This window comes from Candidatus Pelagibacter sp. HIMB1521 (assembly GCF_052047875.1).
GTDB lineage: Bacteria > Pseudomonadota > Alphaproteobacteria > Pelagibacterales > Pelagibacteraceae > Pelagibacter.
The window spans coordinates 58,819-72,876 of the sequence record NZ_JBNAIZ010000005.1 but is presented as its reverse complement, the minus strand read 5'-3'; the positions used below and the strand labels follow the sequence as shown (position 1 = coordinate 72,876).

14 protein-coding genes are annotated in these 14,058 nt (G+C 31.5%); 7 read left to right on the top strand and 7 right to left on the bottom strand.

The window, feature by feature from the left end; translation table 11 throughout:
* Positions 1-28: 28 nt before the first annotated feature.
* Positions 29-1,033, bottom strand: coding sequence for a substrate-binding domain-containing protein (locus ACTTA5_RS02850; RefSeq protein ID WP_440647753.1), 1,005 nt, complete (start codon positions 1,031-1,033; stop codon positions 29-31).
* A gap of 142 nt (positions 1,034-1,175) precedes the next feature.
* Here ACTTA5_RS02850 and ACTTA5_RS02845 point away from each other — a divergent pair, with 142 nt between their 5' ends.
* Positions 1,176-2,195, top strand: a complete 1,020-nt coding sequence (locus ACTTA5_RS02845; protein WP_440647751.1) for a LacI family DNA-binding transcriptional regulator — start codon at positions 1,176-1,178, stop codon at positions 2,193-2,195.
* Here the strand turns inward: ACTTA5_RS02845 and ACTTA5_RS02840 are convergent, their stop codons facing one another.
* From ACTTA5_RS02840 to iolG, 3 genes are read right to left on the bottom strand one after another with little or no spacing between them, the layout of a single operon-like run.
* Positions 2,196-3,233: an ABC transporter permease gene (locus tag ACTTA5_RS02840; protein ID WP_440647749.1), complete on the bottom strand. Its 1,038-nt coding sequence runs from the start codon at positions 3,231-3,233 to the stop codon at positions 2,196-2,198.
* Positions 3,230-3,970 carry an ATP-binding cassette domain-containing protein gene (locus tag ACTTA5_RS02835; RefSeq protein WP_440647747.1) on the bottom strand — a complete coding sequence of 247 codons (741 nt, stop codon included), beginning with the start codon at positions 3,968-3,970 and terminating at the stop codon, positions 3,230-3,232. Before ACTTA5_RS02835 ends, ACTTA5_RS02840 begins: the two co-directional genes overlap by 4 nt.
* Position 3,971: 1 nt before the next feature.
* The gene (gene iolG, locus ACTTA5_RS02830; protein ID WP_440647745.1) at positions 3,972-4,973 is read right to left on the bottom strand and encodes an inositol 2-dehydrogenase; all 1,002 of its coding nucleotides are present in this window, start codon (positions 4,971-4,973) and stop codon (positions 3,972-3,974) included.
* A gap of 138 nt (positions 4,974-5,111) precedes the next feature.
* Between iolG and iolE the strand changes: the two genes are divergently transcribed.
* Positions 5,112-6,014 (top strand): myo-inosose-2 dehydratase, encoded by a 903-nt coding sequence (gene iolE, locus ACTTA5_RS02825; protein ID WP_440647743.1) that lies wholly within the window; start codon positions 5,112-5,114, stop codon positions 6,012-6,014.
* 42 nt (positions 6,015-6,056) lie between these two features.
* Here the strand turns inward: iolE and ACTTA5_RS02820 are convergent, their stop codons facing one another.
* Positions 6,057-7,022 carry a hydroxyacid dehydrogenase gene (locus ACTTA5_RS02820; protein ID WP_440647741.1) on the bottom strand — a complete coding sequence of 322 codons (966 nt, stop codon included), beginning with the start codon at positions 7,020-7,022 and terminating at the stop codon, positions 6,057-6,059.
* A 112-nt stretch (positions 7,023-7,134) separates the two neighbouring features.
* Between ACTTA5_RS02820 and ACTTA5_RS02815 the strand changes: the two genes are divergently transcribed.
* From ACTTA5_RS02815 to ACTTA5_RS02805, 3 genes are all read left to right on the top strand, one after another.
* Entirely contained in the window at positions 7,135-7,731 is a 597-nt protein-coding gene (locus tag ACTTA5_RS02815; protein WP_440614590.1) for a TRAP transporter small permease, read from the top strand.
* Entirely contained in the window at positions 7,731-9,020 is a 1,290-nt protein-coding gene (locus ACTTA5_RS02810; protein ID WP_440614589.1) for a TRAP transporter large permease, read from the top strand. The genes ACTTA5_RS02815 and ACTTA5_RS02810 overlap by 1 nt, the downstream gene beginning before the upstream one ends.
* Before the next feature lie 86 nt (positions 9,021-9,106).
* On the top strand, positions 9,107-10,159 hold the full coding sequence (locus ACTTA5_RS02805) for a TRAP transporter substrate-binding protein (RefSeq protein WP_440635021.1): 1,053 nt from the start codon (positions 9,107-9,109) through the stop codon (positions 10,157-10,159).
* Positions 10,160-10,199: 40 nt separating this feature from the next.
* Here ACTTA5_RS02805 and ACTTA5_RS02800 read toward each other — a convergent pair whose 3' ends face one another.
* Positions 10,200-10,670, bottom strand: coding sequence for a tetratricopeptide repeat protein (locus ACTTA5_RS02800; RefSeq protein WP_262589483.1), 471 nt, complete (start codon positions 10,668-10,670; stop codon positions 10,200-10,202).
* Between the two features lie 105 nt (positions 10,671-10,775).
* On the opposite strand from ACTTA5_RS02800, the gene ACTTA5_RS02795 reads away from it, so the two are divergent.
* Together ACTTA5_RS02795 and ACTTA5_RS02790 are read left to right on the top strand one after the other, a co-directional pair.
* Positions 10,776-12,008 (top strand): cytochrome-c peroxidase, encoded by a 1,233-nt coding sequence (locus tag ACTTA5_RS02795; protein WP_440647739.1) that lies wholly within the window; start codon positions 10,776-10,778, stop codon positions 12,006-12,008.
* 31 nt (positions 12,009-12,039) lie between these two features.
* On the top strand, positions 12,040-13,122 hold the full coding sequence (locus ACTTA5_RS02790) for a Gfo/Idh/MocA family protein (protein ID WP_440647737.1): 1,083 nt from the start codon (positions 12,040-12,042) through the stop codon (positions 13,120-13,122).
* Here the strand turns inward: ACTTA5_RS02790 and ACTTA5_RS02785 are convergent.
* Positions 13,115-14,038 (bottom strand): NAD(P)-dependent oxidoreductase, encoded by a 924-nt coding sequence (locus tag ACTTA5_RS02785; RefSeq protein WP_440647735.1) that lies wholly within the window; start codon positions 14,036-14,038, stop codon positions 13,115-13,117. The two genes, ACTTA5_RS02790 and ACTTA5_RS02785, sit on opposite strands and share 8 nt — an antisense overlap.
* Between the last annotated feature and the right edge of the window lie 20 nt (positions 14,039-14,058).

Here is a 14,058-nt window from a genome sequence, read left to right as displayed (position 1 = left end):
TTAGAAACTTTTAAGAAGAATAATGATTTTATCCCGCAATACAAGATCCAATGTTTGGCTTCATACAAACATCAAGACCTGTATAGATTGCTTTTAGTGATGGATTGTCAAATTTTAATGCTTTACCATCTACTATGTCTTTAAGAACATACATAGCTTTGTAGCCCATCATATAAGGTTGTTGACCTACTTGACCATGTGTTCTTCCAGCATCTAAATCTTCCATTTGCATTGGAAGAGTATCTGCAATTACAACAGCAGTTTTCATAGAACCAATTCTATCTGCATGCTTTTCAGCAACTCTTCTGAAAGCTTTAGATACAAATTGAGGAAAACCTCCAGTTGGTACAAATGCTGTTAGATTTGGATGTTTTGCAAAGATATCTTCCATTTGTTGTACAGAAAGAGGGAAATCATCGTTCGTGTACAGAGGACATCCGCTAGCTTCAGTCCATCCATTTTCACCTTTAAGAGCCGCACTAGGATAAGTTCCTGAATCTGCTCTTCCAGCAATAGTGTCTCTTATTCCTGACATTCTTTCATTGTGGTTTGCAGCTGCAGCACCACCAGATTGTATACAAATTTCACCACCGTTAGGTTTTAACATCATAACGATTTGCGCAAGGTATACACCAATGTCATAGTTTTTTGTTCCAACATAAGCTGCTCTTAAACCAGCATCTTTAGTTAAAAGATCTGAGTCCCAAGTAATAATTGGAATATCTGTTCCTTTAACAGCTTTTGCCATTGCAGCTGCATTAGAAGATGCAACAGCAATTCCATCAACACCTTTAGCAATTAAATCTTGAACAATTTGAACTTGTTCTTGTTCAGTATGCTCTCCAGGTCCAATGTATAAACACTCTATTCCACCAATTTCTTTCTCAGCAACTTTACAACCATCTCTTGCTAAATCAAAAAATGGGTTGTTCATAGCTTTTGGAACTAATGCAAAAACTTTATCAGCTGCATATGAAATTCCAGAAATTGATATAAAAATAAATGCTAACATTGCAATTATTGTTTTTCTCATATTTCTCTCTCTATTAGTTAGTTAATGTATTAAACAAATACTATTTAGAATGAGACTTCGTTTCAAGTAAAATGATGTAATACAACTAAAAAGTGATACATCAAATGATTGATTTTACATCATTAAGTGATATCATGTTTTCATGAAAAATCATTGGAAAAATGTCTCTATAAAGAAAATTTCTGATGAATCAGGGTTTGGTACAGCGACTGTAGATAGAGTTTTAAATAATAGGAAAGGGGTGAGTAAAAAAACTAAAGATAAAATCTTTAAAATTTTAAATAACCTTCAAAACGGAAATAATACAAATCAAACTAAAAATATTTTAATTTGTTGTCAATCAGGACCTTCATATAACAAGACTCTTGAGCAGAGTTTAGATAAAATTAATAATGAAATTTATAAGTTTAATTTGATAAAACATTTTATCCCTGCAAAAGAATTTAAACCTAGTCAATTTGTTAAAATTTTAAAAGAAACTTCAAAGTTTGATGCAGTGATTATAGTTTCACAGGAAGATCAAAATATAAATAACGAGCTAAGTAAAATTACAAGTGAAGGAAAACCTGTAATTACATTAACCACTGATTTTCCAAATTCAAGCAGATCAGCTTATATAGGTAATAATCAATCTAATGCTGGATCTACTGCTGCAAATATAATTGGAAAAAATGTTGGGAAAAGATCAGGTTCAATTTTGATGGTCATGAGCATGCCATACAGGTGCCAACAGGAAAGAGAGCTAGGTTTTAGAAAAGTATTGAGATCAGAATTTCCAAATCTTAAAATCAAAGAAAGTGTTTTTAATTTAGATACATCGGAACAAAGTTACAAATATGTTAAAAAATATATTAAAGAAAATGGACCACCGTTAGGAATTTATAATATTGCTGGAGGAAATTTAGGTGTCGCAAAAGCAATTAGTGAAATGGATGTAAAAGACCATATTGTATTTGTAGGTCATGAATTAAATAAAAATTCTAGAGATCTTTTAGAAAATAATAAAATGGATTTTGTTATAAGCCATGATGTTGAATTAGAAATTAAAGTTGCATTTGATAAAATTTTAGATTTTGAGAAAAATTCAGATAATCAAAATTCTTTTTTTTCAGATATATTAATTTTCAACAAATATAATTGTATGGATAAGAAAGTTTATTAATTAATTTTTCTTATTTTTAACTTTTTCCAACCAAACCGCACCTACGATAAATATACCTAAAAATGTTCCTTGCCAGTAAGGGTCAATTCCAGCCATTAGAAGACTGTTTCTAATTGTTTCCATTAATGCAGCACCAATAAATGCTCCAAAAGTACCACCAACACCACCCATTAAGTTAGCACCACCAATAACTGTTGCTGCAATAACTCTTAATTCATAAGTGTAGCCTAAAGCATTGGTTACTGAGCCCATCCATCCAACTATCATAACAGCTGAAATTGCTGCAAATAGTCCACTGATCATGTACACCGACATTTCAATCCATCTTGTATTAATTCCAGATAATTCCGCAGCCTTTTTATTACTGCCAACTGCAAAAACATGTTTGCCATATGAGGTATATTTCAATACTAAACCCATAACTATTGTAAGAAATATTAATAACCAAGTTGCGTTAGCAAGCCCCAGCATTGATCCTCCTCCAATTTCATAAAACATTTCATCTTTAGGTCCAAATTCATAAAACATTTTATTGTTTGAGACTACTAAAGCTAAACTTCTTGCAGCAGCCATCATTCCTAAAGTGACTACAAATGGAGAAAGTTTAACATAAGCAATTAGATATCCATTTACTGCACCAATTAATGTACCAGCAAGTAAAGCTAAAATTATTGACACCCAAACATAAACTCCTTCAAAATATGAAGCTTTGGAATACCATTCAGGTAAAAATTGAGCATCCAAAAATAAACCACATATAACTCCTGTGACACCCATTATTGACCCAACAGATAAATCTATCCCAGCAGTAATAATCACAAATGTCATTCCAATTGCCATTATTCCGATGAAAGAAAAGTTTCGTGTAATATTAAAAAGATTATCTTTGCTAGAAAAAGCATCTTCTACAAAAAACATAATAAAACAAATCCCAAATAAAGCTATTGTTACCCAAAAAGATTGTTCAGAAACAAGTTTTTGAAATAAATTCTTTTCTGTCTTAGAGATTATTTCCTGATTAAATTTTACTGAACTCATACTCTATCTATTGCCCCTGTAATTAAGCCTGTAGCTTCTTCTGTAGAAGAATCTTTTATATTTTTTTCACAAACCTTTTCACCTCGTCTTAATACTACTAGCTTGTCACATACTTCAAATATATCTGGCATTCTGTGACTAATTAACATTACAGCTATTCCTTGATCTTTTAATCTTTTTATAAGATCTAATACTTCAGCAACCTGTCTAACACTAATTGCTGCTGTTGGTTCATCCATTAAAACTAATTTAGGATTTGTAAGTCTAGTTCTTGCAATAGCCACAGCCTGTCTTTGTCCCCCAGACATTTGCATAACTAAATCTTTTGGTCGAGTTTCAGATTTAAGTTCCTCAAATAATTCAGAAGATTTTTTAAACATTGCTGGATAATCCAAATATTTAAATGGCCAAATACCTTTTTGTATCTCTCTACCTAGAAAAACATTAGATGCTGCAGTCAAATGATTACAAAGAGCTAAGTCTTGATAGACTACCTCAATACCAGACTTTCTTGCATCTACTGGTTTTGAAAATGACACAGTGTTATTTTCAAACTTTATTTCACCACTTGAAGGTTTAAAATTACCAGCAATAATTTTTAATAGTGTAGATTTACCCGCTCCATTATCACCCATTAATCCTACGGTTTCGGCTTCTTTAATATCAAAACTAACCCCTGTTAAAGCCTGTATGGCTCCAAAATTTTTTTCTATATTATTTAAAGAAAGAATACTCATTTTAGAATTTTACATCTATAACTTTGCCGTTTTCAAACGATTCATATGCTGCATTAGCTATTATTAAAGCGTTTCTCCCATCTTCAAATCCTACTAATGGTTTTGTCTTATCTTCAACACATTTTACAAACTCGTTAAATTGATCTCTGTAAGCTTGCTCATATCTTTCAATAAAAAAGAAATGTATGGGCTCTTTTTCATTTGTAGATGTACTTGTGTATCTTTCCAAAGAAGTTGGGGTTTGATTGTTTGAAATTACCATACCTTTACTTCCAAATACCTCTACTCTTTGGTCATATCCATAAACTGCTCTTCGAGAGTTATTAATATGGATTAAAACCCCTTTTTTTGATTTTAGAATAAACATTGCTGTATCTAGATCTTTTTCTTGCTGTGAATTTTTATCAAACAAAGCACCTCCGAATGCAGATATTTGAGCTACAGGATCATCCCCTAAAATAAATCTAGTTAAATCGAAATCATGTATAGTGGTATCTCTAAAAAATCCTCCTGCAGCTTTTAGATAGTCAATCCCTGGAGGCTCAGGATCTCTACTTGTAATAACAACCATTTCTAATTCACCAATTTCTTTTTTTACTCTTGCTTGTTGAGCTTTTGCATGACTTGCATCAAATCTTCTATTAAAGCCGATTTGAATAGGAACGTTTGTTCCCTTTATATTTTCCATGCATTCATTTACTTTATTGATATCTAAATCAATTGGCTTTTCACAGAAAATTGCCTTTCCTGCTTTTGCTGCCATTGTAATAAATTGAGTGTGTGTTGGTGTAGCTGAAGCGATAAGAACCGCATCTACATCATCTGAATTTATTGCTTCCTCAGGTGAAGATGCAATTGAACACCCTGTTGATTTTGATACCTCTTTAGCGAATTCTGAGTTAACATCATATATATATTTTAATTTTGCATTCGGATGTGCTGCAATAAATTTAGCATGCATTTTTCCAATTCGTCCTGCTCCCATTAAAGAAAAGTTAAGCATAAGAATATAGAACAGAATTAAAAAATAAAATCAAGAAACATTTTTAAATGATGAATTAAACATCAAATTAAATTATAATTTTCTTGATGCACAAAACATCATAATTTAAAAATAAATTTAACTTTTTAAATAATTAATATGTCAGTAAAATTAGGAATAGCACCAATTGCCTGGAGTAATGATGATATGCCTGAATTGGGTGGTGATACTCCTTTAGAACAATGTTTGTCTGAAGCTAGTCAGGCAGGATTTATTGGAATTGAATCTGGTGGTAAATTTCCAAAAAAATCAGAAGAATTAATTCCAAAACTTACTGAATTTAAATTAAATCTTTGCTCAGGTTGGTATGGAGCTAATTTAAGAACAAATAGTATCGATGAAGAAAAAAATCTAATTCAAGATCAGTTAAAGCTTTTTAAAGATTGTAATTCACCATGTATGGTTTTTGCTGAAGTTTCTGGCTCAATTCAAGGAGATCCAAATCGAAAATTATCTACAAGACCCCAAATGGATCTGGAAGAGTCTAAAAAATATTATGAAAAAATTTCAGAAATGGGAAAATATCTTGAAGACGAAGGTATGCCACTTGCTTACCATCATCATATGGGAACAGTAATAGAGACTGAACAAGATACAGTAAGATTGCTTGAGAACACTCATGATAGTGTAAAACTAACATTAGATACTGGCCATATGTTGTTTGCTCAGGGAGATTCGTTAAAAATATTAAACGACTTTAGCGAAAGATTAATTCACATGCATTGTAAGGACATTAGAAAAAATGTTTTAGAAAAATCTTTAAAAGAAGACTTAAGTTTTAGAGGAGCATTTTTAGAAGGTGCATTTACAGTTCCAGGTGATGGATGTATTGATTACAAGCCTTTATTTGATGTGCTGAAAGAAAAAAATTATTCTGGATGGTTAGTAGTAGAGGCAGAACAAGATCCTGCAAAAGCAAATCCATTCGAATATGCAAAAATAGGTTACAAGTATTTAACTGAAACTTTAAATCTTAGTGGTATTGAGATTTATAAAAGTTAATTTTCAATAAATAATAAATCTAAATTTTTAGATTATCTTTTACTACAGTCTTACAATTTTTGATTTTTCCAATGTATCATCGAAATAATCAATTATATTTTGAATTGTTTCTACACCCATTCTTGTCATACATTCATCAGTAAACGCTGCTGTATGTGGACTTAAGTACACTTTTTCATTTTTTAAAAGAGGATTATCATTTTCTGGTGGCTCTTGTTTGAATACATCAATTCCTGCTCCAAATATTAAATTTTCATTTAAAGCCTTATCAAGATCTTCCTCATGAATAATTCCACCTCTTGCAGCATTAATGATGATGCAGTTTTTCTTCATCATTTTAAGTAAATCATAATTAATAAGATTTTCTGTTTTTTCTGTTAAAGGCATATGTAAAGATATTACATCCATAGTTTTTACTGCCTCTTCAAGATTATCAACTTTTTTTCCACCAAGCTTCTCTATTGTGTCTTTATCTACAAATGGATCGTAGACAAAAACATTCATTTCAAATCCCAAACATCTTTTAATAAGTGCTTTACCTATTCTACCAAATCCCATTATTAGGAAATTTTTTTTCCATACTTCAATAGTTTTAGGTAATTTATTTCTATCTTTAAAATTACCTTCTTTAACCGTTGTATGATAAAGCTCTCTTCTTTTTGCAATATTTAGCAAGACAAACATAACATGCTCTGCAACTGTAACTGCATTTGCATTGGCTGTAATAGCAATTTTGATATCTCTTTCTTTAGCTGTTTTTAAATCAATATTATCGTAGCCGACCCCATGTCTTGAAATTATTTTAAGATTTTTTGCTTCGTTAATTACCTCACTTGATAGTTTTGCTATTCTTATTGAAGCGCCATCACAATCTTTTATTTTAGCCTTTAAATTTTCTACCGAAACATCGTCAGTTACATCTACATCAAAATCAGGATGGTTATTAATTAATTCCATGCCTTTATCATGAACTTTTTGTATAACTAGAATCTTCTTTTTATTACTCATAATTTTATTTAAGCTTTTCTGTTGAAGGCTTTTCTAATACGAAAAATATCAAACAATGTAAAATAGTTTTTTAAAAAGTTGTAATTATTTTCTTATTAAAATAAATTTAGATGTGAATTTAACTATAAAAACTCTACTTTATATTTTTAACTTTCTTGAAAAGATAAATACTTTTTTTCTAAGAATTGGAAGACAATTTGCATGGATTGCAATTTTTTTAATGGTTGTCGTGATTATGATCCAAGTTTTTTTTAGATATGTTCTCAACAACGCATTACCTTGGCCTGATGAAGTTGCAAGATTTTTAATGTTATGGATGACAGGGTTAATTGCTCCTTCAGCTTATAGATGGGGTGGTTTTGTCTCAATTGATATGCTGGAAAGATTTTTACCTAAAATTATATCAACTTTTTTAACCTTATTTTTATTGATCATATCTTTATTTGTTTTGATCATTGGACTTGAATTAGGTTTGAAACACATTAATGCTGGATGGATATTTAATTCAGCTTCAATCAAAATTCCATTTAATCTAATCGGTGGCAAAGCAGAGCCAATAAAATTAGCCTGGATGTATATGTCGTTACCTGTTGGAATTGTTTTTTTGATTTCAGTAAACATAGAGTTAATTTTAAGAAATTTTTTAAGTAATTTTACAAAATTAGAATTACCTGAAGATTTAGATAAACAAAAATTGGAGACACAATAATGTTAATTTGGTTTCTCCCTTTATTTTTATTATTTTTGTTAATTGGATTACCAGTATTTTTTGGATTGTTGGCTGCTCCTGGAATTTTACTTTGGCTGAATGATCAATCTAGAGATGGAGCAATGCTTTATAGAAATATTTACAATGGTATTGATAGCTTTCCTTTAATGGCAATTCCATTTTTTATGTTAGCTGGTGAGCTAATGAATAGGGGAGGCATTACTCAAAGATTAGTAGAATTTAGCCAAGCGATGATGGGGCATTTAAAAGGTGGTTTGGCACATGTTAACGTTTTAACTTCAATGCTTTTTGCTGGCCTATCTGGATCTGCAGTTGCAGATACTTCTGCAATTGGTTCAATGTTAATTCCAGCAATGGAGAAACAGGGATATACTAAAAAATTTTCAGCAGCAATTACCGCAGCGAGTTCAGTAATTGGTCCAATTATTCCACCTTCAGGAATAATGATTATTTATGCATACGTTATGGGAGAGAGTGTAGCTGCCTTGTTCCTAGCAGGTATTATTCCTGGAATTTTAGTTGGTGTTAGTTTGATGGTTACAATCAAGTTTATGGCTAAAAGATATAATTTTCCTGCCGTAACAAAAAAGACAACATGGAGACAAAGAGGAAAAGCTTCTTTGAAAGCTTTTTTCCCATTAATGACTCCTGTTATAATTCTAGGAGGTATACTTGGAGGAATTTTTACTCCAACTGAAGCATCTGCAGTTGCAGCTGCTTATGCAATGTTTATTGGTTTGTTTGTTTTAAAATCTTTAGAGTGGAAAGACGTACCAAAGGTTATGACAAAAGCTGCAATGGTTTCATCTGTAGTATTACTTTTGGTTGGTGCTGCAATGGCTTTTAAAACAGTTGTTAGCTTATCTCATGCACCAGAATATCTTGCTGAGTTTGTTTTGGGATTAACTGATAATCCTTATATTTTATTATTTCTTATTAATATTTTACTATTTGTTGTTGGAATGTTTTTAGATGCAGGTCCTGCGATAATTATTTTAGGACCAATACTAGGACCAGTGTTTGTAGAATTAGGTGTACATCCAGTTCATTTTGCAATTATTATGTCAGTTAACTTAACTGTTGGTTTAGCAACACCACCAATGGGTTTAGTTTTATTTGTTGCATCCTCAGTTTCTGGTGAAAGAGTTGAAACTATATCAAAAGCTATATTGCCATTTTTAGCAGTAGAAGCAATTGTGATATTTTTAATTACTTACTTTCCATCAATCTCAATGACCATACCTTTACTTACAGGTTTTGCAAAATAATTTTAATTTTTAGATAATAGACACAGAGGTTCAATTTATGTATAGTTTCTATACTTAAATATATATTTAATGAGAGGGAAATAATTATGAGTAAATTAATTAAATCATTTTTTTCATTATTATTCTTAATTAGTTTTACAGCTTCTGTTTCAGCTGCTGATTACAATTTAAGAATGACAATGAACTCTAATGATCAAGATGAAGACTATGATGGTGCAGTAGTATTTAAAAACTACGTTGAAGCAGCATCAAATGGAAAAATATCTGTAGAACTTTTTGTAGGTACACAGTTATGTTCTAAAGGAGCAGAATGTTTACAAGGTGTTTCTGATGGAAGCATCGACGTTTACATTTCTACTTCTGGAGGAGCAGCTGGTGTATTCCCATATGTTCAAGTTTTAGATTTACCATATCTAATGGCAGACGACAGAATTGCCGAAGATGTTATGCAAGGTGATTTTGTGAGAACTATGAGACAAATGGCTCTTAAAGATTCAGGGGATACAATAAGATTAATGACTATCGGAAACACTGGTGGATGGAGAAATTTTGCTAACACTAAAAGAAGAGTTGCAGAACCATCAGACATGAAAGGTCTAAAAATCAGAACTGTTGTAGCTGACTTACCTCAAGAGCTTGTAAGAGCTTTAGGTGCTTCACCAACTCCTATTCCATGGCCAGAATTATTTACATCTTTTCAAACAGGTGTAGTTGAAGGTTCTAAAAATGGAATAACTGACATTATGAATATGAAGTTTCCAGATGCAGGTCTAAAATATGTTACTTTAGACGGTCATGCATACATGGGAGCACTTTGGTGGATGAACAATGCAAAATATCAATCTATGCCAAAAGAACTTAAGAAAGTTATTACGGATGGATTTTATGCATTGCAACAAGCTACATTTGCATCTCCAAAAAGAAAATCAATCAAAGCGTATGAAGACTTTGTAGCAGGCGGTGGAGATTTATATGTTCCAACTCCAGCACAAAAAGCTAGTTTCAAAAAAGCTGCTAGTCCAGTTTATGATTGGTTTAAGTCAAATGTTAAGGGTGGAGGACAAATCTTTGACGCTTTAACAAGTGCAGTTGCTGATGCTGAGAAAAAAGCATCAAGTGCATACGACAAAGACTTATAATCTTAATTTAATGATGGGGCGGATTTAATTATTCGCCTCATTACCTAAACGGATAAATCCAAGCTTTGTAATCTTTAATAAGTATATGCGCTTTTTCAATTTGTTCAGGAGTCATTTTTTTAACAACTTCTTCTTGAGAAATCGCAGCATCAGGATCGCCTCCAATAGCAGACAAACCATACCACATGTAAGCTCTAACAAGATCAGGGGCAGGAAGTCCTCTACCGATTTCATAATACCACCCAACACCCGATTGAGCACCAGGATGACCTTTCATCGAAGATCTAAGATACCATTCAAAAGCTCTAACATCGTCTTGCTCAACTCCAAGACCCATTGCATACATTATTCCAATAAGCTCTTCAGCATCAGCGTTTCCAGATCTGGCAGCTGGCATCAGTTCTTCCATAGCTTCTTGAAATTTTCCAGCTTCCATCAAGTCTCTAGCATTTTCAATTTCTGCAAAAACTATAGATGGAATAAAAAAAATTATAAAAAAGTATCTCAACATTTAAAAATATTAATATTTATAATTCCATTTTTAATTTCAGCAAACAAAACATATTCAATTGAATTACCAAAACCTTTAACAAGTAATGATTTTCATAAAGTTGATATGGAAAAGGTTAAAATAGGAAGACTTTTATTTCATGATAAAATTTTATCTGCCAATCGTAATATTGCTTGTGCAACTTGTCATAGCCATGATCTAGGAGGGTCTGATGGACTTTCATTAGGTATTGGTGAAGGAGGACATGGTATTGGATTAGAAAGAACAGCTGGATCAGGGGATGATAAAATTAAAAAACGTATTCCAAGAAATGCTTTAGCATTATGGAATTTAGGATTTAAAGATATTTCAACACTACTTCACGATGGTAGAGTGACTAAATCTGACATATTTGGAAATGGTTTTAATACCCCAGCACAAGAACTGCTTCCAAAAGGTCTTGATAATATAGTAGCGGTACAAGCTTTATTTCCAATGACAAGACAATTCGAAATGGCTGGCAATCCAGGTGAAAATGAAATTATAGGATTGGTTTCAAAAGTTGGTAAAGACAGCATGAGAATTGATAGAGTTTGGCCTGTGATTACTCATAGAATAAGAGGAGTTCCTGAATATGTTGAGATGTTTAAACATGCTTTTGATGATGTGGATAATGCTTTAGACATAAATATTACACATATAGTAAACTCAATTGCAGCTTTTGAAATTCATGAATGGACATCTTTTGACTCTCCATTTGATGAATATTTAAACGGAAATAAATCAGCTTTAAATTCAAATCAGATTGCAGGTATGAATTTATTCTATGGCAAAGCTAATTGTAGTTCATGTCATTCAGGGTCTTTATTGTCTGATCAAAAATTTCATTCAATAGGTATTCCACAATTTGGACCGGGCAGAACCAGACCTTTCGATCCTTATGCACGTGATGTTGGAAGAATGGTTGAAACAGATGATGTGGATGACATGTATAAATTTAAAACACCTGCGCTAAGAAATGTTTCTTTAACGGCACCCTATGGTCATAATGGTGCTTATCCAACACTTAAGGGTATAATTAAACATCATTTAAATCCAGTAGCTATGAATAAAAATTGGAAACCTCAATATGCAAATTTACCAAGTGCCCCATGGTTAGAACAAATAGATTTTGTAACTTTTTCTGACAAAAGAGAACAGGATAGAATTATTTCAAGTATAGATATCAAGCCAATAGATTTAAGTGAAAAAGAAATTGATCAATTAGTCTCTTTTTTACAATCTCTAACTGGAAAAAGTGGAAATCAAAGACCACTCGGTAAACCAGAAAAAGTACCAAGTGGATTAACAATTGATTAAATTTATTTAATTAAACTGATAGATAATAAATATGGAAAAAATTAAATATGGAATAATTGGAGCTGGCACGATGGCTCGAGAACATATTTTAAATTTATCTTTGATAGATGAGGCCGAGGTAGTTGCTCTTTCAGATCCTCACGAAGAGTCTTTGAAACAGTGCCAAGAATTACTTAAATCAGAAGTTGTTTGCTTTAAAAATCATCAAGATTTGATTAAAGAAAATTTAGTCGATGTATATATAATCTCATCTCCTAATTTTACTCATATTCAAATTTTAAAAGATGTAATTCAAACTAAGAAACACATATTGGTTGAAAAACCTTTGTGTACTAAGACAAAAGATTGTTTAGAAATAGAAAAACTTACTAAAGATTACCCATCAGTATTTTGGACTGCAATGGAATACAGGTACATGCCTCCTGTTTCAAAATTTATTAAAGAAATTCACAACAAAACAATTGGTGACCTAAAAACATTAACAATAAGAGAACACAGGTTTCCTTTTTTAAAAAAAGTAAATGATTGGAACAGATTTGAAAAAAATACTGGAGGAACTTTAGTTGAAAAGTGCTGTCATTTTTTTGATTTGATGCGTTTTATTGTTAAGAGTGAGCCCGTAAGTGTTTATGCGAGTGGGGGACAAGATGTAAATCATTTAGATGAGGAATATGATGGGAAAAAACCAGATATTATTGATAATGCTTACGTAATTGTTAATTTTGAGAACGGCTCAAGAAGTATGCTTGAGCTTTGTATGTTTGCTGAAAATTCTGAAATGCAAGAAGAGTTAACCGCAACAGGAAATATCGGTAAAATTGAAACTTCAGTTCCTTCAAACGAGTCTGGAAAAACTACTTCTGATGTAAGAATTGGTATGAGAGATGGAAAAATTAAACAAGAAAGTATTAGTGTAGATCCAAAAATACTTGAAGCAGGACATCATCATGGTTCAACTTATTATGAACATTTAGCCTTTATAAATGCAGTAAAAAATAAATTAAAGCCAGAGGTATCTTTGAAAGATGGATTAATTGCAGTTGCTGTTGGAGAAGCTGCTGAGACATCAATTAAACTTGGAAGAGTAGTAAAGCTAAACGAGATAATTACTTAAAAAAATCTATCGCCTTTTTAACTATAAAATTACTAACTCTTATATTTGACTCTGTTGTCACACCTGAAATATGAGGAGTTAAAATACAATTCATTTCAGATGTTATTCTTTCGTATAAATCTTTTTTAATAGGTTCATTTTCAAATACATCTAATGCAAATCCTGAAATTATATTTTGATTAAAAGCATCTATAAGATCGTTCTCATTCACAACACTACCTCTAGAAGTATTAATTATTATTGGCTGTTTTTGCATTTTAGAGAATGAAGACTTGTTTATTAAATTTTTAGTCTCTTCTGTTAATGGTAAGTGTAAAGAAATAATATCTGCATTTTTAAATACATCTTCTAATGAAGATAATTTATAATTTTTTTCATTATCATCTAATTTTTTAATATAAGGGTCGTAAGCCAAAACATTTAGACCATTTTTCAAACTATAGTCCGCAACCTTTCTGCCGATGGTACCAAAACCTACTATTCCAATACACTTTTCATTTATTTCAGCAGATTTAATTGTTGTTCTAGGCCAATCACCTTTGACTGTTCCATGATGAAACATAGGAATTTTTTTTATTAAAGACATAGAAGATGAAATCACATATTCAGCTACAGAGTCTGCATTCATACCAGTTGCAGGTTGGACATGGATATTTTTGGTTTTACAAAATTCAGTATCAATGTTGTCTAAACCAACACCCAATCTTCCTATAAATTTTAAATTATTAGCGTTAGATAAAATATCTTTATTTACTTGAGTTTTATTTCTGACAATTAAACCATCATAATCTTTAATAATTTCTTTAAGCTCATCCTTTTTTTCCCAAAGCTTTTCATCAAACTTGATTTCAAAACTACTGTTTAGATCGTTCAAACTGCCTTGGTTAATAAACTCTGTTATTAATATTTTAGCCATACTTACTTATATATATTTTT

Excerpts from the sequence above, each read along its gene's own strand:
- ACTTA5_RS02790 (WP_440647737.1), top strand. The coding sequence starts at position 12,040 with ATGGAAAAAATTAAATATGGAATAATTGGAGCTGGCACGATGGCTCGA.
- ACTTA5_RS02805 (WP_440635021.1), top strand. The coding sequence starts at position 9,107 with ATGAGTAAATTAATTAAATCATTTTTTTCATTATTATTCTTAATTAGT.
- ACTTA5_RS02835 (WP_440647747.1), bottom strand. The coding sequence starts at position 3,970 with ATGAGTATTCTTTCTTTAAATAATATAGAAAAAAATTTTGGAGCCATA.
- ACTTA5_RS02795 (WP_440647739.1), top strand. The coding sequence starts at position 10,776 with ATGGAAAAGGTTAAAATAGGAAGACTTTTATTTCATGATAAAATTTTA.
- ACTTA5_RS02810 (WP_440614589.1), top strand. The coding sequence starts at position 7,731 with ATGTTAATTTGGTTTCTCCCTTTATTTTTATTATTTTTGTTAATTGGA.
- ACTTA5_RS02785 (WP_440647735.1), bottom strand. The coding sequence starts at position 14,038 with ATGGCTAAAATATTAATAACAGAGTTTATTAACCAAGGCAGTTTGAAC.
- ACTTA5_RS02850 (WP_440647753.1), bottom strand. The coding sequence starts at position 1,033 with ATGAGAAAAACAATAATTGCAATGTTAGCATTTATTTTTATATCAATT.
- ACTTA5_RS02800 (WP_262589483.1), bottom strand. The coding sequence starts at position 10,670 with ATGTTGAGATACTTTTTTATAATTTTTTTTATTCCATCTATAGTTTTT.
- iolE (WP_440647743.1), top strand. The coding sequence starts at position 5,112 with ATGTCAGTAAAATTAGGAATAGCACCAATTGCCTGGAGTAATGATGAT.
- iolG (WP_440647745.1), bottom strand. The coding sequence starts at position 4,973 with ATGCTTAACTTTTCTTTAATGGGAGCAGGACGAATTGGAAAAATGCAT.
- ACTTA5_RS02845 (WP_440647751.1), top strand. The coding sequence starts at position 1,176 with ATGAAAAATCATTGGAAAAATGTCTCTATAAAGAAAATTTCTGATGAA.
- ACTTA5_RS02840 (WP_440647749.1), bottom strand. The coding sequence starts at position 3,233 with ATGAGTTCAGTAAAATTTAATCAGGAAATAATCTCTAAGACAGAAAAG.
- ACTTA5_RS02820 (WP_440647741.1), bottom strand. The coding sequence starts at position 7,022 with ATGAGTAATAAAAAGAAGATTCTAGTTATACAAAAAGTTCATGATAAA.